This window comes from Lacinutrix algicola, assembly GCF_001418085.1.
GTDB classification, from domain to species: Bacteria; Bacteroidota; Bacteroidia; order Flavobacteriales; family Flavobacteriaceae; genus Lacinutrix; species Lacinutrix algicola.
Genome location: NZ_LIQH01000030.1, coordinates 22,247 through 45,896 on the forward strand (window position 1 = coordinate 22,247; position 23,650 = coordinate 45,896).

Consider the following 23,650-nt stretch of genomic DNA (forward strand, 5'->3'; position numbering starts at 1 on the left):
TTAATATATTTAGACTGTAACCACTAAAAATATATTAAATGAAAACTAACACCATTAAGTTACTTCTAGTAACACTAATTATTGTGAGTTCTTGCGCAAAAGACACTACTAATGATTTTCAAGAAGAAAGTCAACAAATTGTAGACCAATCTAAACCATTAACCATTCAAGAAATTAATTCCGAAATTGAAGCTCAACTCAATAAAGGAGAAGCATTCGATTGGAAAAATGAATCAGATTATTTTCTATGGAGTGCCGTTATGCATGGCAATAATATTTTAACAATAGGCTATGGGTCAGAAAATGAAAACTTTAGTGAACAACGCTCTTCGGCATTAGAAACAAAAAAAGATAATCTTTTAAAAATTGTTGAAACCAACGAAAACTATAAGCGCGGAAATGAAACGGTTATAGAACATGAAATTATTAATGTTATAGATGTTAAGGTTGAAAACATAGAAACTATTAGACAATTAAGAGCAACAAAGAATGTACGTTACCTAGAAGCAAATGGGTATAATCATTTTGGTACAGATTATACTATGAAATCAAGTTCTGGTTGTAGTAAAAATGGAGAATTTATAAATAGTGCACATTACACAACTACTAATCCAAATAACGCACAAATATCATGGCATTTTAATAAGCATAATATTCCTCAAGCTTGGAACTATAGTACTGGAGCTGGAATAGGTATTGGACTAATAGATACAGGAGTTTCGCAATCACAATCACTTTTAAACGGAAACGGATTTAAAGATGGTTACTCTTCTAATTCAAGGTACGTTCAAAAATATGGAACGTTTATAGATTCTAATTGGTGGTGGTCTAATAATTACGATGGTGTGCACGATAAATGTGGACATGGTACTGCAATGGCATCTACAATGGCTGCACCAAGAAATGATAATGGTATGCCAGTAGGTGTAGCTTATAATGCAAACCTTATTGCTTATAGAGCAACAGAAGATGTGTTGTTAAACGATTACCATGAACGTAAAGGTGTTTCTAATGCATTAATTGCTTTAGGCAATAGAAGTGATGTTAAAATTATTTCAATGTCTATTGGTTATTTATGGTCTATTGGTAATATTAAAGATGCTGTTAAATATGCGAATAGTAAAGGAAAACTAATTTTCGCTGCAGGCGGTACATCTACAAGTTTCACTAATGGATATGGTGTTATTTTTCCAGCAACTATGAGTGAAACAGTTGCGGTAACAGGTGTAACAGATGGTAGTAACTACGAAAGATGCGATGTTTGTCATACGGGAAGTAAAATAGATTTTACTATTATCATGGAAGGAGACAATAACACTAGTAAAGCTCCACCTGTTTTAGGATTTTACAACAACCAGAGACGTTATACAGGAGGATCATCTGTAGCAACAGCAACTACTGCAGGAATTGCTGCTTTAGTTTGGGCTAAACATCCAACTTGGAGTAAAACTCAAGTGTTAAATAAATTAAAGCAATCTGCAGATTTATATCCTAATAAAAGCTCAAGTTTTGGTTATGGAAATATAGATGCTTTACAAGCTGTCCAATAAAATTTTTATTTAATATTTAAAACTAAAAACCTCTTCATATTGAAGAGGTTTTTTTCTATTATTATTATTATTATTATTATTATTATTATCGTTACGTTTTTACAAAACGTATTTTTCAAAAATATCTTCTAATTCTTTTTCTGGATTATCGGTTAAACCAGAGTGTGTTTTAGAACTTTGTATAACAGTACTTCTCGATGCTGCTAACCACCTAAATCTATCAGATAATTCAAACGCACCAATAACTCCTGCAGATTTATCTCCTTTGCAAATTAAGTCCCAAGATTTTAGGTAACTATTTAAGGCTTCTAAATCTAGGTCGCATGAAAAAGCATTTAATTTTGCGCTGTCGATGCTGTATTTAACATCAAGAAATTTTTTTCTTTTAGAAAATAAAATCACTCCAATATTAAAAAACTCCTCGCGTTCTACTCTAGGTGCCAATCTAATAATGGCGTATTCAAAAGTTACTTTATCTTGCATCTTGAGCTTCTTTAACTAGTGAATCAATCATTGATAGCTTAGCATTTAAATACTCAATATAAGCAGCTCTTATTTCGTTTGGTTTTAAGGTGTCAGATTCGTTTAATAACCAATCCTCAGGAATCGTGTTTATAATTTCTTCAATAGTATTCTTATCTAAAGCCTTTATTATGTCTTTAGATGCATTCTCTAAATCTGTTGCACGACTTAAAAGCACATGGTCTTTTATTAACGGAAACGTTCTGGTTAAATGATTTCTCCATGTTTCCCAATTATGGTGAAAATAGAAACTCGCGCCATTATCTATAACCCATAATTCTTTATTCCAATTTAATACATTTGGATTTTTAGCAGTTCGGTCGATATTGCTAATAATACTATCCAACAATACAACCTTAGATGCCGTTTTAGCATCTGCAACAGACGCCAATGGATCGAAGGTTATTGAGCCACTTAAATAATGTAAACCTAAATTTAAGCCTACGCTAAATTTAAGTAAGTCTTGTATTTCTTCGTCAGGTTCGGTTTTACTAAAAGAATCGTCTAAATTCATAAACACCAACTCAGGAACTTTTAAACCAATAGCTCGTGCTAATTCACCACCAATAAACTCGGCAATCAACGCTTTTTTACCTTGACCAGCACCTCTAAATTTTAAGACATATAGAAAATCGTCGCTAGCTTTAACAATAGCAGGTAAAGAACCACCTTCTCTTAAAGGCGTAATGTATTGTGTAACATCAACGGTTCTTATGTTTAGTTTACTCATAATGTATATTATAATTTTCTACTAATAGTTAAGCCATCTCGAATTGGTAAAACCACTGTTTCTACTCTTTTGTCTTCTTTTAAAAGTGTATTGTATTCTAAAACCGCTTTTGTCATTTTATCTTTAGGATTAAGTACTTCAATTACTTTTCCGCTCCATAAAACATTATCAGATAATATAATTCCACCAGGATTCATTCTATCAATAATTAGGTTGAAATAATTAACATAGTTATCCTTATCGGCATCTATAAAAACCAAATCAAAAGTTTTATTAAGCTGCGGAATAATTTCTAAAGCGTTACCTAAATGTTGATTGATTTGCGATCCATATTCAGATTTATCGAAAAACTCACGTTGAAAATCGAAGAGCTCTTCATTTGTATCTATAGTATCAAGAGTTCCGCTAGGTTGTAAACCTTCGGCCAAACACAAAGTTGAATAACCCGTAAAAGTTCCTATTTCTAGAATGTATTTCGGATTAATTAATTTAGAAATCATACTCAAAACACGACCTTGGTAAGGTCCGCTAGACATGCGAGGTTGTAATATTTTTCTAAAAGTATCGCGTGTTAATTGCTGTAGTAATTCGGGTTCGTTTTCAGAATGTGCTACTACGTAATCGTCTAATTTTTCTGGTATAAAATGCATGTATATTTACTAGGTATTAAAGGTGTAAAAACCTTACAACTTCTACTTTTTTTAATTAACCTAAAATTCGTTTAACCAATTTATCTTTAGCTGCTTGATCGTCTCCACATAACCATTGGATTACGTTATCTTCCCAAATAGCATCACGTTCTGGTTCTGTAATAATCTTTCTATCTATCGCTAAATCTAAAATTTTTCCAGGATAAGAACTTTGTTTCTCACTTTCCATCTCTCCCAATGGATATGGATCGTCAAGTCCCATTAAAACTTGTTTAGAACCTTGGTTTTTTAATAACAAATCTAATCCACCAGTGTCGTGTACTAACGTATCAAAAAAGATGTTTTTATGTCCAACTGCTTTTCTTGGGTGACTTTTGCCTTCAAATAAATCTGGTCTACCATCAAAACCTTGAATACGTCGTCCTAAATTTATTTGTGCTAACTGCCCACCATGAGCAAAACAAGTTCGCATATTTGGGTACTTATCTTGATAACCGTTTAAAGTTAAAAAGTGGTATGCATCTGCACATTGTGCTAACATCCATATTAAATGAAAACGCCAAGACGTGTTCTCTAATTTTATAAATTTTTCACCATCGTAAGGATGGATTTCTACAGCTAAATTATACTTATTAGCCATTTCAAAAATAGGCTCATTTTCCTCATCAAAAATACAACGCCAAGTGCCAATAGTATCCATATAGTGTGTAGGCAAACAAAGTAATTGCATACCTAACTCCTCTACACAGCGTTCAATTTCCCAACAAGCACCTCTAACAAAACCAGGATGCACCACAAAACCACAGGTAAATTTACTTGGGTTTTCACGCTGTACTTTAGCATTAAAATCGTTTTGAAATTTAAGCGCTTGCTTCATTTCTTCCACACGCAAACCGTTACCGTACAATTGCGATAAGTTTAAAACTACGGCATGATCGATTTTAAAACGCTCCATCCAAGCTAGCTTTTCATCTAAGAAAAAACTAGAATCTGTAATTGGTCTGTTCCAATCTTTTTGAAGCATGAATTTTCGATCCTTATCCACCCAAAAAATTTCTTTGTCTTGCATAAACTGAGGGATTTCCTCTGGATATGGCAATAGATGTGAGTGACCGTTAATTCTAAGTTTACGTTTTTCCATTTTGTCTTTCCTGCGAAAGCAGGAATCTTATTAATGTCATTCCGTTTATTAAACAGATTGCAGCTTTAAAAGGCTAGCAATGACAGGTTGGTTTTTGTTTATTATATTTTTACTTTCGAAGGCGCTTCCATAATTGCACTGCAATTTGGGCACGTACGCTTGTCTAAATCTCCATAATATTTATCGAATATTTTAGGCATATCTGTTTCAATATTTTTCACCGTAAAATCTTCTTCATATAATTTGGTTGTGCAATTTTCACAGAACCAAAGCAATGCATCTTGTACACCTTTATCTCTAGGGTATTCAATTACTAATCCTACAGTATTTGTACCACGTTGCGGTGAGTGCGGTACTTTAGGAGGCAATAAAAATATTTCGCCTTCTTTTATATGTATGTCTTTAGGCACACCTTCATCAATTACTTTTAAGATAATATCTCCTTCAATCTGATGAAAAAACTCAGGTGTTTCGTTATAATGGTAATCCTTTCTATTATTTGGACCACCAACAACCATAACAATAAAATCGCCATCTTTCCATACCACTTTATTACCAACAGGTGGTTTTAAAAGATGTCTATTTTCTTCAATCCAAGCTTTAAAATTTATAGGCGGAAATAATTTACTCATGATACAAATTTTTAATTTTTATCATCCTGAATTAAATTCAAGATCTTAATATGTTTTTGGGCGTTACCCTAAAAAGGGTCAGGCTTTCAAGGCTCGCTCTCTGCGAGGAGCTCAAACAAACCTTTCAATCCTTAACGCAAATTCATCAATTCAATAAAATTAGTGATAAAAAACGGAATACAGCATTATAAACTCTTCGTTCTTCCGCCATCAACCGGAAGATTAATTCCGTTAATATATGCAGCACGTACACTTGCTAGAAAAGTAATAGCATCTGCTAACTCTTCTGGCTTAGCAAAACGTTTTGCAGGCACTGCACTTTTCATGGCATTAGCAGATTCTTCTTCTGTGTTTCCAGATTTAGCCGACTTGTTTTTAATAATTTCAGCCAAACGATCCGTTCCCGTTGCTCCAGGCAACACATTATTTACCGTAATACCAAACTGTCCGAGTTCGTTAGCCAACGTTTTACTCCAATTGGCAACGGCTCCGCGAATAGTATTACTTACGCCTAAACCATCTAAAGGCTGTTTAACAGACGTTGAGATTACGTTTATAATTCTACCAAATCCTTCACTTTTCATAAACGGAACTACCGCTTGCGCTAACACATGGTTACATTTTAAATGTTGTGTAAATGCACTTTCAAATTCTTCGATGTCTGCCGAAAATACAGGTCCTCCTTTTGGGCCACCTGTATTATTTACTAACACGTGAAAACCATGGTTTTCTTTTACGTAAGCTTCTACCTTTTCTTTTAATGCCTTCGGATTAGAGAAATTGGCAACTATGTAATCGTGATTTCTATGTTGAGGTAACTCTTTTAAAGTTGCTTTCAATTTATCTTCGTTTCTAGCAATAAGTGTTACTTGCACACCTTCTTCGGCTAAAGCCATTGCTGTTGCTTTTCCTATTCCTGCTGTGCTTCCGCAAACCAATGCGTATTTGTTGTTAAGTTGTAAATCCATATTATTTATATATTTTCTTAGCGCGTTCGTTTAGTCTTTCCATTAGTTTTTCTGGGCTTGCAATAGTTGTAAAATCAAACTTCTTATACAATCCATGAGCATCTTTTGTTGCCAACATCCATTTATCGATGTTTATTAACTCTTGGAAATTTAAAATTTTATCCATCAATAATTTAGAACAACCTTGACCTTGGTATTCTTCAATCACGAAGACATCAAGTAAATAGGCAAAGAAAACTTTGTCTGTCATTACGCGAGCATATGCTATTTGTTTCTTTTTATAGAATAACCCAAAATTAATGGTATTATCCATTGCTATTTGTTGTTCTTCTTCGGTTCGTAATGTTCCCCAATAAGTGTTTTTTATAAAAGAATAGATTATATTAAAGTCCATATCTTCTCTGTTAGAAGAAAAATAGATATCTTTTTTTATCTCTATCATTTCTTAATACTTAATACAAACATTCTTAGCTTCTGTAAAAAAACGTAAGGCTTCAAAACCACCTTCGCGTCCTACACCTGAAGCTTTTATGCCACCAAAAGGTGTTCTTAAATCACGCATCATCCAAGTGTTAACCCAAACAATTCCTGCCTGTAATTCGTTACTCATTTTCATGGTACGCTTTAGGTTATTTGTCCATAGTGTTGCAGACAATCCATACTTTACCTTGTTTGCCATTTTTAAGACTTCGTCTTCTGTAGTAAAAGGCATAATGGTAACTACAGGTCCAAAAATTTCTTCTTGGTTGACTCTGCATTCATCGTTTGGAACTTCGATAACTGTAGGTTCTAAATAGTAACCGTTTTCATAACCTTTTACAGTCACTTCATTTCCTCCACAGAGTATTGTTCCATTTTCCGCTTTAGCGATATTTATATATTCTTTTACTTTTTCTATATGCGGTTTGGATACTAATGCTCCAATATTGGTTGAAGCTTCAGATGGATGTCCAACTTTTAAAGCCTTCACTTTAGCAACAAAATCTTTCTTGAACTTTTCATAAATAGAAGTTTCTACAAAAATGCGACTTCCGCATAAACAAATCTGACCTTGATTTGCAAAAGAAGAACGCACTGTTGTGTCTAACATATCATCATAATCGCAATCTGCAAAAATGATGTTTGGGTTTTTTCCGCCTAATTCTAAAGATAATTTTTTAAATAGTGGAGCTGCTACTTTTGCAATATGCGCTCCTGTTGCTGTTCCTCCTGTAAAGCTTATCGCTTTTATGTCTTCATGTTCTATAATGGCTTGTCCTGTAGAGCCACCAAGGCCGTGTACAATATTTAAAACACCTTTAGGTAAACCTGCTTCGTTACAAATTTCTCCCAATAAATAAGCAGTCATTGGTGTCACTTCGCTTGGTTTGGCAACAACGCAGTTTCCTGCAGCAATTGCTGGAGCAATTTTCCATGTAAATAAATAGAGTGGCAAGTTCCAAGGCGAAATACAAGCTACAACACCAATGGGTTGACGCAAAGTGTAATTTATGGCTTGCCCAATACTTTCATGACTTTCGCTTGCGAATTGTGTAATGGCATTTCCGAAGAATCTAAAATTACTTGCTGCTCTTGGTATGTCTACTGCTTTTGCTAAGCTAATAGGTTTCCCATTGTCTTTACTTTCTGCTTCTGCGAAACGTTGTAAGTTAGCTTCTAATAATTCTGAAATCTTTATTAGTATTCTACTACGTTCTTCTATGCTTGTTTTCGACCAACTTGGAAAAGCAGATTTGGCAGCTTTGTATGCATTTTCTACATCCTCTTTTGATGAGTTTGGTATTTGCCCGTACACTTCTCCATTACTAGGATTGTAGTTGTCTATCCAATTGTCTTGAATTGGGTTTTGGAATGTTCCGTTGATGTAGTTTTTGATGTTCATAGCAATACTTTTAATTGACATACTGATTTAGAATCTTAACGAATTTCCAATTGGAATTTTCTTTAACGTATAATAAATCATATCCATGTGACATAAAATAGCTTACAGATACGTATGCTTTATTTAGTTTTTTGTTAAAAATAGGTTTGCTTAACATTAGCTGCCCTTCTTTTTCATTGTCTGTAACTAATTTTTGAATTGAATCTTCAGAGATTAGTCTGACTTCTTTTCTATTCTTGTCTGTATATCTGACTTTAGACCAATCAATAATGTTGTGTCCATATTTTGAAAGTTGAAACACATTTAGATTTTTATTATCTTTTATTTGATTAATTATATATGTAGTATCATTCTCTTTAAAAAAATGATTAATATATTCTGGTAAAGTTGATGGTTTTCCTAACGCAGCGATATATGCGACATCTTTATTTCCTTTATATTCAATGGAATTAAACATTAAATATGGCTTTTTATAATCATAAGGATATAAATACTCATCTTCTTTATTGCTTAAAATATCATTTAAAAACTTTAGTTTGAATTTATCAGTAATTATTGGCCTTTCAACTTCTTCCAGAGTTTGTTGTTTTTCTTCATTACAAGAAGAAATTAGTAAAATCACTATATATAAATATTTAAAAGCTAATTTCAAACTAAAGTTTTTAGATTTTATTTAAACGATTCCTGCTCTTGCAGGAATGAAAGTTAAGATTTTTTATAAGCCATAACCTTAATCTCGACCACCAAATCGGGATGCGGTAATTGATGTACTGCTACAGTTGTTCTCGTTGGTCCTGTTTCCTTATCAAAAAATTCAGCGTAAGCTTTGTTGTAATCGGCAAAATCATTCATGTTTACTAAAAATGAAGTAACATCTACAACGTCTTTTAAACTAGCTCCAACTTTTTTAAGATTGGTGTCTATGTTTTTTAAAACTTCTTGCGTTTGTGTGTAGGAGTTTAGTTTTTTAGTTCCCATTTCGTCGATAATATCAACTCCAGCAATACTGTTATCTGCTCTACGAGAACTTGTTCCTGAAACGAAAATGAAATCGCCAACTTGTTTTACATGTGGATATGCTCCTCTTGGTGTTACTTTAGTTCCTTCCATATTTGTCATTCCTACGAAGGCAGGAATCTTTTTAATATTAGTTTAAATCTTTCTTCTTGTTATTCCTGCGAAGGCAGGAATCTATTATAAATAATTGTATAACAGTATGGATTCCTGCCTTCGCAGGAATGACAAGCCTATTTCAATCCTGCAATCTTATCGTCTTGCAAAATAGCCTCGGTTTCTAATTGTACCTTTTTTAAGATACTATTTAAATCTTCGGTTGTAGTAATTTCTTTATTCACTAATAGGGTTAAAATTGCTTTATCTTGTGCTCTTCCTTTTGTCATAGCTCCATAATACGGAATATCTTCTTTAAAAGTCACCATAGAATATTTTGAAAAATAAACGTTTGGAAATTCTTTTTCTAAAGCCATTTCAATAGTGCGTTTTTCTTTAAAAATAGGATTAGCAACATGATCACGCATTTCGTAATAGTTGTCTATTGCTAAATCTGCAATAGCATCTGTATCTGCTTTTCTAGTTTTTTCGTAAACTTTAAAAATGGTTTCCCAATCGCCTTCATGTTGTTCTAAAATAGCATCAAAAACGGTTACGTCTTCAAAAGAGGCATTCATACCTTGTCCGTAAAAAGGAACAATAGCATGTGCAGAATCTCCTAATAACACATTTTTGTTTTTGTAATGCCAAGGCGAGCATTTTACGGTTCCTAAAGCTCCTGTTGGGTTATTAAAAAACTCATCTGCTATATTGGGTATTAATGCTAACGCGTCTGGAAATTGAGTAGCAAAGAACTCTTTTATAGTGTCTTCTGTTGTTAAGTTGCTGAAGTTGTATGCTCCTTCTTCATAACTTAAAAATAATGTTACTGTAAAACTTCCATCTAGATTAGGAAGTGCAATTAACATGTATTCTCCTCTTGGCCAAATATGTAAATAATCTTTACTTATTAAGTGTGTTCCTTCTTTAGAAGCAGGGATTTCTAATTCTTTATAACCATGTGTTAAATAGTTTTGCGAGTAACTAAATAGAAATTTACGTTCTAGATAATAGCTTTTTCTTAATGAAGAACCTGCACCATCTGTTCCAAAAAGAACATCGCCTTTTACTTCTAATTCTTTTTTAGTTTCGTAATCGTATAAAGCAGCTGTATTATTTTCGATATCAATACCATTACATTTTTTGTTGAAATGAATCGTTAGATTATCGTATGAATCAGCCTCAGTTAATAACAAGCCATTAAGTTCTCCACGAGAAATAGAGTTAATGTATTCGTTATCTCTTCCAGAATAATTTGAAGGAAACGTATTGCCTTCAATATCATGTATTAAACGACCATACATTGGTATGCATAATGGTTTTACTTTGTCTTCAACTCCTGCTAATCGCATGGCTTTTAAACCACGATCTGAAAGTGCTAAATTTATAGAACGTCCTGCAGAAATATCTGTTGTACGTAAATCTGGTCTGCTTTCGTAAACGTTTACTGTATAGCCTCTTTGTGCCAAACGTAATGCTAAGAGAGAGCCACAAAGTCCAGCTCCAATGATTACGATATTTTCTTTTTTACTCATATTTCTGTCATTCCTGCGAAGGCAGGAATCTTATTTTAGTTTTAATTAATACTGGATTCCTGTCTAAGCAGGAATGACAAATTAATTCAATATCTCTTTCAACTTCTCCACCATTCTATACACATCTTCAAAGGTATTGTATAGCGGCACAGGAGCACAACGTATTACATCTGGTTCTCTCCAGTCTGTAATAATATTTACTTCAGTTAATTTTTTGTGTAAATTTTTGTCTGCATCCTTTACTTGAATGGATAATTGGCATCCACGTTCTTTAGGATTAGATGGTGTTATAATTTTAATTTTATCGTTATTCAGTTCGTTAATTAAAAACTCAAAATAACCTGTTAACTTTTCAGACTTCTCTCGAAGTGCATCCATTCCAACTTCATTAAACATATCTAAAGAGGCTTTAATTGCAGCCATAGATAAAATTGGAGGATTACTTAGTTGCCAACCTTCGGCTCCCGGAATAACGTCCAATGGCTGTCTCATATTAAATCGAGTCGATTTATTATGACTCCACCAACCTGCAAAGCGCTTTAAGTCTTTATTATGTGCATGTTTTTCGTGCACAAAAAGACCTCCTAAACTTCCTGGTCCAGAATTTAAATATTTATATGTACACCAAGCTGCGAAATCTACTCCGGACTCGTGAAAATCTGGATTGATATTTCCAACACCATGTGCTAAATCGATACCAACCATACAGTTTTTTGCATGACCAAGTTTTGCAATTTTCTTTATATCTAAATATTGTCCTGTGTAATAATTTACGCCTCCAATAAGTAGTAATGCAATTTCATCTCCTTGTTCTTCAAGAATGGTCTCTAAGTCTTCAATATTTAAAAGCTCTTCACCTTTTCTGGGTTTCCATTCTATTACGCCTTCACTGGCATCAAAACCATGAAACTCTAATTGTGTTTGTACGGCATATCTATCGCTAGGAAATGCATCACTTTCAATTACAATTTTGTATTTGGTTTTTGTAGGTTGATAAAAACTAACCATTAACAAGTGTAAATTGGTAGTTAAAGTATTCATTATAACCACTTCAATAGGTTTTGCACCAACTACTTTTGCCATAGATTCTGTTAAGAATTCATGGTAAGGCATCCAAGGATTCTTGGCTTCAAAATGACCTTCTACACCAAAGTTTGCCCAATCGTCTAATTCTTGCTGGATATATTCTTTTGTGGCTTTTGGTTGTAAACCAAGAGAGTTACCAGTAAAGTACAACCAATCGTTTCCGTCTTTATCTTTTGGAATATGAAATTGATCTCTGTAATGCGAAATTTTATCTTCTTTGTCTAATTGCTTAGCGAAGTCGTTACCTAAATTATAGTTTGACACTTGGTTGGTTTTATAAATTATTCTGTAATTACTTTAATGTTTGTAAAGTTGAGGTTCCAATTACCATCAGCTTTTTTATGATCTTGGGCAATATTTATTCCGTTGAAATCTTTATAATTTTCAAAAGTATTAGTCATAGATGGCTCTTTTACATTAGCTTCTCTAAAAGTCCACTCTTTAATAGTGTAAGTATCGTCGTAATAAATATCGTAAGCATCACCTGGAGTATAGCCTCCTTTTACAGGATAGGTTAACGTGACTTTATTAAGTTCTTTTTTACTTATTGGAGCTTCGGCCTTAGAAGTTTCGCCAAGCGTTGCGCTAGTATCCCAAACTAATTGAAAAGGAAATAACGCCCAATATTTATCATTAACAAAAGCACGATCAGCTTCAAGGCTTTCTTGTTCAATTTTAAAAGTTTTGTAAGTAATTGTATCCTTTTGAGTAAGTATTGTTACTTCATTAGCTTTTGGTTTCCAAACCCAAGAACGTCCGAAATGAGAACTGTCTTTATCGACATTAAATGAAAAATGAAATTCTTTTACTTTATCCCAGTTTTTAAAACCATGAGCATTGGCTATTTTTTCGGCTAACGTATATTCTTTTTGAGGTGTTCCTTTTTTGCAAGAAGAAAGAATAAGCAAGCAAACAATTAATAATCTGTACATGGTTTTTGGTTTTCTTTCAAAGCTAAGAAATATTAATTAGTTTTGAAACGAGCTTGTTCAAAATTTGATTGTTAAAAGAAATGATTAATAGCAACACATTAAATAACCAAACTTTGAGATTATGAGTAATAATTCGGAATATTTTAGTGCAAACAAAGCAACGTGGAATGACAAGGTAAAAGTACATGCCAAAAGCGATATGTATGCAATCGAAGCCTTTAAAAAAGGAAAAACTTCTTTAATGCGTTACGAACTTGAAGCACTAGGGGATGTTAACGGTAAATCGTTACTGCATTTACAATGTCATTTCGGACAAGACACTTTAAGTTGGAGTAGGTTAGGAGCTAAATGTGTTGGTGTAGATTTAAGTGATGAGGGCATAAAATTAGCGCAACAACTTAATGATGAATTACATTTAGAAGCCAAATTTGTATGCTGTAATGTTTTAAATACGGGTAAATATATAGAAGGTACTTTTGACATCGTTTTTACAAGTTATGGCGTTATTGGTTGGTTACCAGATTTAAAACCTTGGGGACAAATGATTGCTGATAAACTTAAAAAAGGAGGCGCCTTTTATATGGTAGAATTTCATCCAATAGTTTGGATGTTCGATTACTTAGAAGGTAAACCAATTATGAAATATGGTTATATGCAAGATGAAGTAATCTACGAGGAGTATGAAGGGACTTATGCAAATCAAGACTCAAAAATGATGAGTAAAGAATACGGATGGAATCATGGTTTAAGTGAAGTAATAAATGCTTTAACAAGTGCTGGTTTAAAAATTGAGTATTTAAACGAGTATGATGAAAGCCCTTATAACGTTTTGCCCGAATTAGTCGAAACCAAATCGGGCAATTATGTTACAAAGGATAAATTATATCCTCTTATTTTTGAAATTAAAGCGACTAAGCTTTAATGTTTTTCTTTTAAAACTTCAGGCATTTTTGCTTGAAAACGTTTTGATCTTGGTATAGATACGTTTTGTATGTAAGAATTATTTGGATGTAATTTCTCATAATCTTGATGATAGTCTTCTGCAATCCAAAACTTTTGGAAAGGATAAACTTCGGCAGTAATAGTCTTGCCAATTTTTTTTGCTAATGCAGCTTTTTTTGTTTCAATAATTTGTTTTTGCGCATCGTTTTGGTAAAAAATAATTGAGCGGTATTGAGAACCTCTATCATTACCTTGTCCATTAACCTGTGTAGGGTTTTGTGAAGCAAAATAAACGTCTACTAAAGTTTCAAAACTTACTATTTCAGGATTGTAAATTATTTCAACAGCTTCGGCATGACCAGTTCTACCTGTGTTACTACCTTGGTATGTTGGGTTTTTTGTATGTCCGCCTGAATAACCACTAATAGATTCTTCTACACCTTTAACGCTTTCGTAAACGGCTTCTACGCACCAAAAACAACCACTAGCAAAATAAGCCTTTGCCATTCCGTTTTCTAATGGAACTTCTATAGCTTTAGCAGTTTTTATAGATTGTCTATTTGTTTTATCTTCTTTATTTTGAGCAGTGTTTTTACAACTAAATGCTAAACTTATTGCCACTAACAGTATTATCTTTTTCATAAGTGCTTTAATATATGTTTTTAATTCAGTCGGATAAGTGTCGTGTATTTTACAGAGAATCATTTAAAGTTTTGTTAAATGCTATCTTAGCTTTGTTGGGTATAAAGCAAAAAAAAGCCTTCAAAAAAATGAAGGCTTAATTATATAATTTAAAATGGAATTATAGTTTTTTAAACATTTTAGCCATTTTTTCTTTTTGTTCTTCAGCTAAAGCTTCATCAACTAAAATACGTCCTGAATGCTCATCTGTAATAATTTTTTTACGTGCAGCAATTTCCATTTGTACTTGTGGTGGAATTGTAAAGTAAGAACCTCCAGCAGCACCTCTTTCGATTGGCACAACAGCTAAACCGTTCTTTACATTAGTACGTATTCTATTATAAGCTTTTACTAAACGCTCTTCAATTTTCTTCTTATAATCCTCAGATTTTTTAAGTAGAGCTTCTTCTTCTTTTTCAGTTTCAGCTAAAATTGCATCTAATTCATTCTTTTTATGCTTAAGGTGTGTTTCGCGTTCCTTAGCATGAGCTTTAGTTTTGTCAACAACTTCTTTCTTCTGCTCAATTTGTGCTTTAAACTCTCTAATGTGTTTTTCAGCAAGCTCTATTTCAAGTTCTTGATACTCTACTTCTTTAGTAATCGAGTTAAATTCTCTGTTATTTCTAACATTTTTTTGTTGCTCGCTGTACTTTTTTATTAACGTTTTAGCTTCTTCAATTAGGTTCTTTTTTTCACTAATTTGAGAATCTGTAGACGCTAAATTGTCTTCAAGTTTCGCTAATCTTGTTTTTAACCCAGTGACTTCATCTTCTAAATCGCTAACTTCTAAAGGTAGTTCTCCACGAACACTTCTTATTTCATCGATTCTAGAATCGATTAGTTGTAAATCGTATAAAGCTCTTAAACGTTGTTCTACACTTATTTCTTTACTCTTTGCCATATTTTAAAAATACTTAACAGGATTGGTGTTTGTCGTCGATAAAACGATTGCAAAATTACTAATTTTTTTTGTAAGATGCGCTACTAAACCATTTTTTGTGTATTGTTCGCTTTCATAATGACCTATATCTGCCAAAACAATATTGCCTTCTGCAGAAAAGAAATCATGATATTTTAGGTCTGAAGTAATGTAAACGTCAGCTTTTACTGACTTTGCGGCTTGAATAGCAAAACTGCCAGAACCGCCTAAAACAGCAATTCTTTGTACAGGTTTACTTAAAAAACTTGAATGGCGAATGTTTTTTGTGTTCATTTTCGTTTTTAGGAAGTCGAAAAAATCGATTTCAGACATCGGTTTTTCTAAATTACCAACCATTCCCATACCTATATTCTGGTTTTTATTCTCTAAAGTTGTAATCTCGTATGCTACTTCTTCATAAGAATGGTTTTTAAATAAAGTCTCTAGGATTTTAGATTCTAAATGCTTTGCAAATGTGATGCTTATCTGGGTTTCTTCTTCAAAATGAATTTGTTTCTTATCTCCTTTTGTAGGATTAGAATTCTCATTGCCTTTATAGGTTCCAATACCTTCAATATTAAAACTACAATTACTGTAATTACCAATAGTGCCAGCGCCGCTATTAAAAAGGATTTGTCTCAAGTTTTCGGCCTCATCTTTTGGAACATAGGTGGTTAGTTTTTTTATGGTTTGTGGTTGAGGGATTAATATTTTTCGGTTTGAAAGACCTAATTGATCACAAATTATATCGTTTACACCGTTTATATGATTGTCTAATGCTGTGTGGATAGCGTAGATGGCAATGTCATTTTTTATTGCTTTTTGAACCGTACGTTCGACGTAAGTTTTACCTGTAAGTTTTTTTAAGCCTTTAAAAATTATAGGATGAAAACTTACAATAAGATTGCAGTTGTTGTTAATGGCTTCATCTACAACGGCTTCTAAAGTGTCAAGAGTTACTAAAACGCCTGTAAGTTTTGTGTTTTTATCTCCCACAAGTAATCCTACATTGTCGAAGTCTTCGGCGTAAGCCAAAGGTGCAAAGTCTTCTAAATGATTAATAACATCTTGAATTATCATATATTTTAGGAATTGATTAATTGAATTTCAGTTTAACAAATATAAAATTTTTACTTTCGTTATGCTTAAACCTTATTAATGAAATTTATTAGAGTCTTACTATTTCCTATTGTTCCCTTTTACTATGTTATTACTTGGTTACGTAATAAATTGTACGATTTAGATATTAAAACTTCTAAATCTTACGATTTTCCAGTTGTTTGTGTCGGGAATTTGAGCGCAGGAGGTACAGGTAAAACTCCAATGGTAGAGTATTTAATACGATTGTTAAAAGACGAGTATCGATTAGCAACTTTAAGTAGAGGTTATGGTAGGCAAACCAAAGGTTTTATTTTAGGCGGTAATAAGGCTTCTGCACAAACGTTAGGCGATGAGCCTTTTCAGTTTTATAATAAATTTAAAAAGGACATTAAGGTTTCGGTAGACGAGGATAGACAAAATGGAATTTCTAATCTTAGAAACCTCGATAAAAAACCTAATTTAATTATTTTAGATGATGCTTTTCAGCATAGAAAAGTAAAAGCGAAGCTTAATATTTTATTAACTACTTACTCCAATTTATATTACAAGGATATTGTTTTGCCAACAGGTGACTTAAGAGAACCTAAGAAAGGAGCAAAACGTGCGCAAATTATAGTTGTTACTAAGTGTCCCAATAATTTGTCTCTTGAAGAAAAAAATAGAATTGAAACTAAATTAAAGCCTAAAGATTATCAAAACGTTTTTTTTAGTAGTATTAGTTATGGTAAAGAAGTTATTGGTGCAAAAAACAATATTGCCCTATCTAATTTAAAAGTATTTACGCTTGTTACCGGTATTGCAAATGCAAAACCATTAGTTGCTTTTTTAAGAAGTAAAGGTTTGAATTTTGATCATTTAGAATATAGTGATCATCATGATTTTTCTAGGAAAGAAATTGAAACAATATCTAAAAGCGAATTGATTATTACTACGGAAAAAGATTATGTGCGATTAATTACTGAAGAGAAATTAAATTTGAAACTCTATTATTTACCAATAGAAGTAGCAATTGATAATAATAAAACTTTCGATAAATTAGTAAAAACTAGAATTGAAGATTAAGCATTTTCTTTAAGAATTAAAGCTTCAAATAGTTTCTTTTCGAAATCTTCTTGTTTAAATGGTTTACTAATAATATCTGTAAAACCAGCTTCGTCAAATTCTACCATTTTATCTTCAATAGTAACAGCAGTAAGTGCAAAAATTGTAAGTTTTTTGTTAAAAGTTCTAATAATTTTAGTTGCCTCGATACCACTAATTCCAGGCATGTGAATATCCATTAATACAACATCGTAAGTATTAGTCTTTATTTTTTCTATAGCGTCTTCTCCATTTTCTACAACCTCACATTTAAGCTTCATTTTATTTAAAATCTTCTTAGTAATCATTTGGTTGATTTTGTTGTCTTCAACTATAAGAATTTTAATATCGCTTAATTCTACTTCACTTATGTCTTTAAAGTAGCTTATTTGTTCTTTTTCTATTGCTTCTTCTGCAAACTGAAGAGGTAACTCGAAAAAGAATGTAGAGCCTTGTCCAAGCATACTCTTAAGGTATATTTTACCTTTTAAAATGTCTATTAATCCTTTAACAATAGAAAGTCCTAATCCAGTTCCTCCATACTTTCTGTTTATTTGAATAGATCCTTGAGAAAAACTCTCGAACATATGTTCTTGTTTTTCTGTGCTTATTCCAATACCATTGTCTTGAACTTCAAAACGAACATTGTAAATGCCATTCTCTTCATTAATTTTTGAAGCACGTACCCATATATCTCCATTTTTAGTAAACTTAATCGAGTTACCAATAAGATTAATTAATATTTGAGATATTTTAAGTTGATCTGCATTATAATTGTGTGGTAAATTATCGTCGTATTCAAAATGCAATTTTACATTGTTTCCAACAGCTGAATTGTTTAACGCAGAAATAACATTAGCGATTTTCTTTTTTAAATTAAAAACTTCGCTTTCAACCTCTACTTTGTTAGCTTCAATTTTATTAATTTGGAGGATGTCGTTAATAAAAGTTAGTAGGTAATCACCAGAGAATTTTAAAGATTTTAAATGCGGTATTTGCTCAGGTTTTGGATTTTCATCTAATAACATGTTTGTTAAACCTGTAACAGCATATAATGGTGTACGCAGCTCGTGGGTTACAGTAGATAGAAAGTTTGCTTTAGTTTTAGAAGCTAGCTCTGCTTTTTCTTTACTTACTATTAGCTCGCTATTTTTTTTATGTAAAACGTTGTTAGATTTTAGTCTAATGTTGTTGTTTTTGTAAAGTGACAATGTTAAAAGAGAAAGAATTGTAATTAGCGCTATACTTAATATTGTAATTAATTGGGTAAATGTGCTAGAACTGGCTACTTCCTCTAAGTCTGCTTGAGCTTGTTTTTGGTAGTTAATTTGGCTTGGAACTAAAAGATCGCTTGTTTCTTCTGAAGATATCAATGCTCTCTTTACAGTCATTAATGAATCAGAAAGTTTTAAATGTGCTCTTAAATATTCGTTTGCAAGACGGTAGTTGCCATCTGCTTCTTTTAAATTACTCAATGTTAAATAACCTGAGCTTAAGACATCTAATATTTTATTTTCTTTTGCAATATTAAAGCCTTCATTTGCGTTTTTTAAAGCTAATCCTAAGCTTCCATTCTTTGCTTGTGCTTCACCTAATTGAAGCAAGCTACGGCTTAATAATTTTTCAAATTGAAAGCGTCTAGATAAAGAGATAGCGTCGTTAAAGGTGTTTTCTGCAATTTTAAATTCATTTAACGCTAAAAAGGTTTGTCCTTTTTTCAATACAGCTTCAGTTTGGTATTTATGTAAATTTTCTTCTTTAAATAATGTTTCGGCAGATTTATAATAATCTATAGCTTTATCATATTTATTTGTAGTAAAGTAGACATCTCCTAGTGTTTTGTATGTTTCTGCAATATTAAAATTGTCTTTAGCAAAACGTTGAACTTCTACTGCCTTAATAAGAGTAGTAACTGCTTGATCGTTGTTTTCTTGAAGGTGTTGAATTTTACCTAATTTAGAATATATTATACCTAAGCTCTTTTTGTTTTTAAGCTTTTCAGCATTAATTAATGCATTTTCTAAACTTGCTTTGGCTTGAGGGTAGTGAGAGTCTTCAATACTTTTTTGAGCAAAAGAAAGTGCTGCATTTACTTGTGTTTGAAGCGTTTCAAGTTCTTCTTGTGTAGGCTCTTGAGCGTTTGCAAGAGCTCCAAGAAACAAAAACATAGCACAAAGTATTTTGCAGAATTGGGACATTTTAGGGTGATTTTTCAATAACAAATATAATTATTAAACAGATAGAAGTGACTTTCTTTCCGATAAATTGATAATCAAGTCAATAACTCTACTTGAATAGCCAGTTTCATTATCATACCAGCCAATAATTTTTACCATATTTCCAATAACTGAAGTCATTTGAGAATCGAAGATACAAGAGTGTGGGTTACCAACAATATCGATAGATACAATAGGGTCTTCTGTATATTCAAGAATGTTTTTATATTTGTTTTCAGCTGCTTTTTTAAAGGCTGCATTTATAGTTTCTATTGTAGCCGTTTCTTTTACATTAAAAGTAATGTCTGTTAGTGAGCCATTAGCAACTGGAACTCGAATACCACAACCACCAATAACGTTGGCTAGTTCTGGAAAAATTTTAGTTAAAGCTTTTGCTGCTCCTGTTGTAGTTGGTACTATAGATTGACCAGCAGCTCTTGCACGGCGTAAATCTCTATGTGGTTGATCGTGTAAACTTTGATCTGTAGTATAAGAGTGAATAGTTGTAATATATGCTTGGTTAATGCCGCAAAGTTCGTTAATAATGGCAATCATTGGAGCTGCATTATTTGTGGTACACGATGCATTAGAAATTATCGTTTCGGTACCGTCTAAAATATTTTCGTTGGTTCCTAATACAATGGTTTTTATAGTGTCGTCTACTGGCGGTACGCTTAAAATTACGCGTTTAGCACCATTTTTTAAATGGTATTCTAAATCTTCGGTAGTTTTAAACTTTCCTGTGGCTTCTATAACAAAGTCTGGACTTAAAAGTTTCCAGTTTATGTCTTTTGGATGTTTTTCGTTTAATAGAATAACTTCATTATTGTTAACTATAATACTGTTTTCTGTATTCGAAATTTTAGCATCGTTAACACCATGAATACTATCGTATTTAAGTAAATGACTCAACGTTCTAGCATCTGCCAAATCGTTAATTGCAACTACTTTTATATTTTTATGATCTTGTAATAGTCTAAAAACACGACGGCCAATTCGACCAAAACCATTTATTGTAACAGTAATCATTTAGTTTATGTGTTTTTGAGCTTTGTAAGAAGAGCGTACTAAAGCACTACTTTCTACATGACGAAAACCTAAAGCTAATCCAATTTCTTCGTATTCTTTAAACTGTTCAGGTGTAATAAATTCTTTAACAGGTAAATGTTTTTTACTTGGCTGAAGGTATTGTCCAATAGTAACAACATCTACATCGCTATCGCGTAAATCGTGTAAAGTCTCTATAACTTCTTCTCGAGTTTCGCCTAAACCTAACATAATACCAGATTTAGTTCTGCGTTGTCCTTGTTGTTTTAAATATTTTAAAACACCTAAGCTACGTTCGTATTTTGCTTGAATTCTAACTTCACGTGTTAAACGCTTTACTGTTTCGATGTTGTGTGATACGACTTCTGGAGCAACATCTATAATTCTATCAATATGTTTTTCTATGCCTTGAAAATCTGGAATTAATGTTTCAAGCGTGGTATCAGGGTTCATTCTACGAACAGCTTTAACCGTTTCTGCCCACATTATACTTCCCATATCTTTTAAATCATCACGATCTACACTTGTAAGTACAGCGTGTTTAATTTTCATTATTTTAATTGAACGCGATACTTTTTCTGGCTCGTCCCAATCTACAGTTTCTGGTCTTCCGGTTTTTACACCACAAAACCCACAAGATCGTGTGCAAACATTACCTAAAATCATGAAAGTAGCTGTGCCTTCTCCCCAGCATTCACCCATATTAGGGCAACTACCAGAGGCGCAAATTGTATTTAACTTGTATTTATCTACTAAACCGCGAAGCTCTGTGTATTTCTTTCCTGTAGGCAGTTTTACACGTAGCCATTTTGGTTTTGGTTGTCTTTCTTTTGTAACTATAATTGAAGGAGTTTCTGTGCTCATAGGTTTTCTTTCGAGCTACAAAGATACGAAGTATTCTATAAAATAGTAAGAGGTAATTAAAGCTATTATCTTTTAATGATTTCTGCTAATAATTTTTTAGCACGAAGCAATTTTACTTTCACATTATTCATTGGTTCGTTAAGCTCTTGGCTAATTTCGGAGTAGCTTAATTCTTGAAAATAACGTAGGTTAATTACATCTTGATAATGTGGTTTTAACTTTTTTATATCACGAAGTAATTTTGCTAGATTTTGCTCTGTAATTAGCTTGTCTTCTGGAGAAGGTGAATCGTCTTGAACACGATAGATTTTATCGTCTTGATGGTCTGTTATTTTAGAGTAGATAGAGCTTTTTTCTTTTCTAACTAAATCTATGTGTATGTTTTTAGAAATGGTAATGAGCCATGTTTTAAAAGTGTATTTTTCATCAAATTTATCGATTTTATCAAAAGCTTTAGAAAAGGTTTGTATAGTTATGTCTTCAGCATCATGCTCGTTTGAAACACGTTTTAACTGAAATCCATAAACATAATCCCAATATTCGTCTAATAAAAAATTAAACGCTTTTTGGTTATTCTGTTTTGCTTTTACAATGGCTTCTTCTATTTCCAATATTTAGGTTTTGAGATAAGATTTGTGATAAATATAGTTAATTGAAAACCAATTAAAAACAGTTCGAGCAAAGGAAGTAAATACAATACATCTATTTCGTTTAACTTTTTTGCAGAAAAGCCAATAGATAGATATTGAATTATTAATCTAAACGCTAATAAGCTTAAAGCAAATTGCCAATAGGATTGGTTAATTAGCAATATGGTTAATAGGGTCCAAAATAAAACTTGGGAGATATAGAATAAAGCGAGTAAAGCTTTATGTTTAAATTTATAATTATCAGCCGTTGAAATATGGCGACGCTTTTGACGAAACCATTGGTTAAAAGTTGTTTTAGGGTTAGAGGTTGTAAAGCTGTCTCTTGTACAACAAATAGATGTGTTTTTAGAATTTGCAGCTTCATTAATAAACAAATCATCGTCTCCAGATCTAATGTCTATGTGTTTTATAAAGCCATTTGTTTTAAAAAACTCATCTCTATTGTATGCTAAGTTGCGGCCAACACCCATAAACGGTGTGCCTAATTTTGCAAATGAAAAATATTGAATGGCAGTTAATAGTGTTTCGTAACGAATTAACTTATTTAAAAATGAGTTTTTAATTTTATTATAAGCTCCATAACCTAAAACAATGGTATTCTCATTAGTAAAATGTGAAGCCATTTCACTAATCCAATGATTTGAAACAGGTTTACAATCGGCATCTGTAAACAATAAGTGATCATGTTTAGCAGCTTTAATACCTAGTGTAAGTGCGTATTTTTTGTTTGCCCAAAAGGCTTCAATGTTTTTTACATTAACAATTTTTATATTGTTATGCTTTTTTGCAAAACCTTCCATGACTTCTAATGTATCATCAATAGAGGCATCATTGATTAAAACGATTTCAAAATCCTTATAGCTTTGATTAATAATAGAAGGTAGAAACTGTTTTAGGTTTTTTGCTTCGTTTTTTGCACATACTAATACAGAAATGGGACTGCTTTTTTGTTTGCTTGTTTTTTCTTCTTTAAAAGAAAAACTACCAAAAAGTACACCATAGTATACCACTTGAATAGATACTACAACAACAAAGCTGTAGAAAATAACATCAAGTAAAATCATGAAGTGCTATGAGTGTTGTGTTTCGTTGCAATTATCGAATTGCTCTGGAGTTTTTCCACAAAAACCACAAGCATCTCCATTTTTATTAAGCATAGGATTTTGGCTAGCACAAGTACCAGCAAATTTACCATCTTTTTTGGCCCAAATTTTAATAGCTATTCCTGCAACTGCAATGCCTAATAATGCTAAAGTAAGTAGTAAAAGTTTCACGTTTTTTTAAATTTAATAAATAATAGTACAAAGATAATAGTTTTATACCACATAAAGGAGTCTTATTAAATCCTGTTTGTTTATCTGTATTTTTTTACTTTTAGTCGTAATTATTTAGAATTATAATCGCTTTTTGCG

Annotated in this window: 25 protein-coding genes; 3 read left to right on the forward strand and 22 right to left on the reverse strand. The window is 32.3% G+C overall.

Going from position 1 to position 23,650, the window contains the following annotated elements; translation table 11 throughout:
- The first annotated feature begins 38 nt into the window (after positions 1–38).
- Complete coding sequence (locus tag ASC41_RS05575) at positions 39–1,550, forward strand: S8 family peptidase (RefSeq protein WP_055435654.1); 1,512 nt, start codon at positions 39–41, stop codon at positions 1,548–1,550.
- A 99-nt stretch (positions 1,551–1,649) separates the two neighbouring features.
- On the opposite strand, the gene ASC41_RS05580 is transcribed toward ASC41_RS05575, so the two are convergent.
- The 13 genes from ASC41_RS05580 to ASC41_RS05640 all read right to left on the reverse strand — a co-directional run bounded on the left by ASC41_RS05580 (position 1,650) and on the right by ASC41_RS05640 (position 12,738).
- Entirely contained in the window at positions 1,650–2,033 is a 384-nt protein-coding gene (locus tag ASC41_RS05580; protein WP_055435655.1) for a DUF3037 domain-containing protein, read from the reverse strand.
- Complete coding sequence (locus ASC41_RS05585) at positions 2,023–2,802, reverse strand: HipA family kinase (protein ID WP_055435656.1); 780 nt, start codon at positions 2,800–2,802, stop codon at positions 2,023–2,025. The genes ASC41_RS05580 and ASC41_RS05585 overlap by 11 nt, the downstream gene beginning before the upstream one ends.
- An 8-nt stretch (positions 2,803–2,810) precedes the next feature.
- Positions 2,811–3,452: an O-methyltransferase gene (locus ASC41_RS05590; RefSeq protein ID WP_055435657.1), complete on the reverse strand. Its 642-nt coding sequence runs from the start codon at positions 3,450–3,452 to the stop codon at positions 2,811–2,813.
- A gap of 55 nt (positions 3,453–3,507) precedes the next feature.
- The gene (locus tag ASC41_RS05595) at positions 3,508–4,593 is read right to left on the reverse strand and encodes an amidohydrolase family protein (RefSeq protein WP_055435658.1); all 1,086 of its coding nucleotides are present in this window, start codon (positions 4,591–4,593) and stop codon (positions 3,508–3,510) included.
- A gap of 101 nt (positions 4,594–4,694) precedes the next feature.
- Complete coding sequence (locus ASC41_RS05600; RefSeq protein WP_055435659.1) at positions 4,695–5,225, reverse strand: 3-hydroxyanthranilate 3,4-dioxygenase; 531 nt, start codon at positions 5,223–5,225, stop codon at positions 4,695–4,697.
- A gap of 185 nt (positions 5,226–5,410) precedes the next feature.
- Positions 5,411–6,193 carry an SDR family oxidoreductase gene (locus tag ASC41_RS05605; protein ID WP_055435660.1) on the reverse strand — a complete coding sequence of 261 codons (783 nt, stop codon included), beginning with the start codon at positions 6,191–6,193 and terminating at the stop codon, positions 5,411–5,413.
- A gap of 1 nt (position 6,194) precedes the next feature.
- On the reverse strand, positions 6,195–6,635 hold the full coding sequence (locus tag ASC41_RS05610) for a GNAT family N-acetyltransferase (protein WP_055435661.1): 441 nt from the start codon (positions 6,633–6,635) through the stop codon (positions 6,195–6,197).
- A gap of 3 nt (positions 6,636–6,638) precedes the next feature.
- Positions 6,639–8,075, reverse strand: a complete 1,437-nt coding sequence (locus ASC41_RS05615) for an aldehyde dehydrogenase (protein ID WP_055435763.1) — start codon at positions 8,073–8,075, stop codon at positions 6,639–6,641.
- A gap of 10 nt (positions 8,076–8,085) precedes the next feature.
- Entirely contained in the window at positions 8,086–8,727 is a 642-nt protein-coding gene (locus ASC41_RS05620) for a hypothetical protein (RefSeq protein ID WP_152971425.1), read from the reverse strand.
- A gap of 53 nt (positions 8,728–8,780) precedes the next feature.
- Positions 8,781–9,185 (reverse strand): RidA family protein, encoded by a 405-nt coding sequence (locus ASC41_RS05625; protein WP_055435764.1) that lies wholly within the window; start codon positions 9,183–9,185, stop codon positions 8,781–8,783.
- A gap of 137 nt (positions 9,186–9,322) precedes the next feature.
- Positions 9,323–10,720, reverse strand: coding sequence for an FAD-dependent oxidoreductase (locus tag ASC41_RS05630; protein ID WP_055435663.1), 1,398 nt, complete (start codon positions 10,718–10,720; stop codon positions 9,323–9,325).
- Positions 10,721–10,801: 81 nt separating this feature from the next.
- On the reverse strand, positions 10,802–12,070 hold the full coding sequence (gene kynU, locus ASC41_RS05635; RefSeq protein WP_055435664.1) for a kynureninase: 1,269 nt from the start codon (positions 12,068–12,070) through the stop codon (positions 10,802–10,804).
- Between the two features lie 17 nt (positions 12,071–12,087).
- Complete coding sequence (locus ASC41_RS05640; protein WP_055435665.1) at positions 12,088–12,738, reverse strand: hypothetical protein; 651 nt, start codon at positions 12,736–12,738, stop codon at positions 12,088–12,090.
- 121 nt (positions 12,739–12,859) lie between these two features.
- Between ASC41_RS05640 and ASC41_RS05645 the strand changes: the two genes are divergently transcribed.
- Positions 12,860–13,660 carry a class I SAM-dependent methyltransferase gene (locus tag ASC41_RS05645; RefSeq protein ID WP_055435666.1) on the forward strand — a complete coding sequence of 267 codons (801 nt, stop codon included), beginning with the start codon at positions 12,860–12,862 and terminating at the stop codon, positions 13,658–13,660.
- Here the strand turns inward: ASC41_RS05645 and msrA are convergent.
- The 3 genes from msrA to ASC41_RS05660 form a co-directional block, all read right to left on the reverse strand.
- Positions 13,657–14,322, reverse strand: coding sequence for a peptide-methionine (S)-S-oxide reductase MsrA (msrA, locus tag ASC41_RS05650; RefSeq protein WP_055435667.1), 666 nt, complete (start codon positions 14,320–14,322; stop codon positions 13,657–13,659). The genes ASC41_RS05645 and msrA overlap by 4 nt on opposite strands.
- A gap of 160 nt (positions 14,323–14,482) precedes the next feature.
- A complete protein-coding gene (locus ASC41_RS05655) occupies positions 14,483–15,262 on the reverse strand; it encodes a zinc ribbon domain-containing protein (RefSeq protein WP_055435668.1) in 780 nt (259 codons plus the stop codon).
- A 3-nt stretch (positions 15,263–15,265) separates the two neighbouring features.
- Positions 15,266–16,360 (reverse strand): Nif3-like dinuclear metal center hexameric protein, encoded by a 1,095-nt coding sequence (locus tag ASC41_RS05660; protein WP_055435669.1) that lies wholly within the window; start codon positions 16,358–16,360, stop codon positions 15,266–15,268.
- Between the two features lie 78 nt (positions 16,361–16,438).
- Between ASC41_RS05660 and lpxK the strand changes: the two genes are divergently transcribed.
- Positions 16,439–17,443, forward strand: a complete 1,005-nt coding sequence (gene lpxK / locus ASC41_RS05665; RefSeq protein ID WP_055435670.1) for a tetraacyldisaccharide 4'-kinase — start codon at positions 16,439–16,441, stop codon at positions 17,441–17,443.
- Here the strand turns inward: lpxK and ASC41_RS05670 are convergent.
- The 6 genes from ASC41_RS05670 to ASC41_RS05695 all read right to left on the reverse strand — a co-directional run bounded on the left by ASC41_RS05670 (position 17,440) and on the right by ASC41_RS05695 (position 23,512).
- Positions 17,440–19,629: an ATP-binding protein gene (locus ASC41_RS05670; RefSeq protein ID WP_241489632.1), complete on the reverse strand. Its 2,190-nt coding sequence runs from the start codon at positions 19,627–19,629 to the stop codon at positions 17,440–17,442. The genes lpxK and ASC41_RS05670 overlap by 4 nt on opposite strands.
- 63 nt (positions 19,630–19,692) lie before the next feature.
- A complete protein-coding gene (gene gap / locus ASC41_RS05675) occupies positions 19,693–20,706 on the reverse strand; it encodes a type I glyceraldehyde-3-phosphate dehydrogenase (protein ID WP_055435672.1) in 1,014 nt (337 codons plus the stop codon).
- Positions 20,707–21,588: a lipoyl synthase gene (gene lipA / locus ASC41_RS05680; RefSeq protein WP_055435673.1), complete on the reverse strand. Its 882-nt coding sequence runs from the start codon at positions 21,586–21,588 to the stop codon at positions 20,707–20,709.
- A gap of 65 nt (positions 21,589–21,653) precedes the next feature.
- Positions 21,654–22,199, reverse strand: coding sequence for an RNA polymerase sigma factor (locus ASC41_RS05685; protein WP_055435674.1), 546 nt, complete (start codon positions 22,197–22,199; stop codon positions 21,654–21,656).
- Complete coding sequence (locus ASC41_RS05690) at positions 22,190–23,302, reverse strand: glycosyltransferase (RefSeq protein ID WP_055435675.1); 1,113 nt, start codon at positions 23,300–23,302, stop codon at positions 22,190–22,192. Before ASC41_RS05690 ends, ASC41_RS05685 begins: the two co-directional genes overlap by 10 nt.
- A 6-nt stretch (positions 23,303–23,308) precedes the next feature.
- Complete coding sequence (locus ASC41_RS05695; protein ID WP_055435676.1) at positions 23,309–23,512, reverse strand: hypothetical protein; 204 nt, start codon at positions 23,510–23,512, stop codon at positions 23,309–23,311.
- Positions 23,513–23,650 lie beyond the last annotated feature (138 nt).

Coding starts and splice junctions, on each gene's coding strand:
- lipA (WP_055435673.1), bottom strand. CDS start 21,588: ATGAGCACAGAAACTCCTTCAATTATAGTTACAAAAGAAAGACAACCA.
- gap (WP_055435672.1), bottom strand. CDS start 20,706: ATGATTACTGTTACAATAAATGGTTTTGGTCGAATTGGCCGTCGTGTT.
- ASC41_RS05615 (WP_055435763.1), bottom strand. CDS start 8,075: ATGAACATCAAAAACTACATCAACGGAACATTCCAAAACCCAATTCAA.
- ASC41_RS05690 (WP_055435675.1), bottom strand. CDS start 23,302: ATGATTTTACTTGATGTTATTTTCTACAGCTTTGTTGTTGTAGTATCT.
- ASC41_RS05600 (WP_055435659.1), bottom strand. CDS start 5,225: ATGAGTAAATTATTTCCGCCTATAAATTTTAAAGCTTGGATTGAAGAA.
- ASC41_RS05640 (WP_055435665.1), bottom strand. CDS start 12,738: ATGTACAGATTATTAATTGTTTGCTTGCTTATTCTTTCTTCTTGCAAA.
- msrA (WP_055435667.1), bottom strand. CDS start 14,322: ATGAAAAAGATAATACTGTTAGTGGCAATAAGTTTAGCATTTAGTTGT.
- ASC41_RS05655 (WP_055435668.1), bottom strand. CDS start 15,262: ATGGCAAAGAGTAAAGAAATAAGTGTAGAACAACGTTTAAGAGCTTTA.
- lpxK (WP_055435670.1), top strand. CDS start 16,439: ATGAAATTTATTAGAGTCTTACTATTTCCTATTGTTCCCTTTTACTAT.
- ASC41_RS05660 (WP_055435669.1), bottom strand. CDS start 16,360: ATGATAATTCAAGATGTTATTAATCATTTAGAAGACTTTGCACCTTTG.
- ASC41_RS05625 (WP_055435764.1), bottom strand. CDS start 9,185: ATGGAAGGAACTAAAGTAACACCAAGAGGAGCATATCCACATGTAAAA.
- ASC41_RS05590 (WP_055435657.1), bottom strand. CDS start 3,452: ATGCATTTTATACCAGAAAAATTAGACGATTACGTAGTAGCACATTCT.
- ASC41_RS05595 (WP_055435658.1), bottom strand. CDS start 4,593: ATGGAAAAACGTAAACTTAGAATTAACGGTCACTCACATCTATTGCCA.
- ASC41_RS05605 (WP_055435660.1), bottom strand. CDS start 6,193: ATGGATTTACAACTTAACAACAAATACGCATTGGTTTGCGGAAGCACA.
- ASC41_RS05670 (WP_241489632.1), bottom strand. CDS start 19,629: ATGTTTTTGTTTCTTGGAGCTCTTGCAAACGCTCAAGAGCCTACACAA.
- ASC41_RS05610 (WP_055435661.1), bottom strand. CDS start 6,635: ATGATAGAGATAAAAAAAGATATCTATTTTTCTTCTAACAGAGAAGAT.
- ASC41_RS05630 (WP_055435663.1), bottom strand. CDS start 10,720: ATGAGTAAAAAAGAAAATATCGTAATCATTGGAGCTGGACTTTGTGGC.
- ASC41_RS05585 (WP_055435656.1), bottom strand. CDS start 2,802: ATGAGTAAACTAAACATAAGAACCGTTGATGTTACACAATACATTACG.
- ASC41_RS05580 (WP_055435655.1), bottom strand. CDS start 2,033: ATGCAAGATAAAGTAACTTTTGAATACGCCATTATTAGATTGGCACCT.
- ASC41_RS05645 (WP_055435666.1), top strand. CDS start 12,860: ATGAGTAATAATTCGGAATATTTTAGTGCAAACAAAGCAACGTGGAAT.
- ASC41_RS05575 (WP_055435654.1), top strand. CDS start 39: ATGAAAACTAACACCATTAAGTTACTTCTAGTAACACTAATTATTGTG.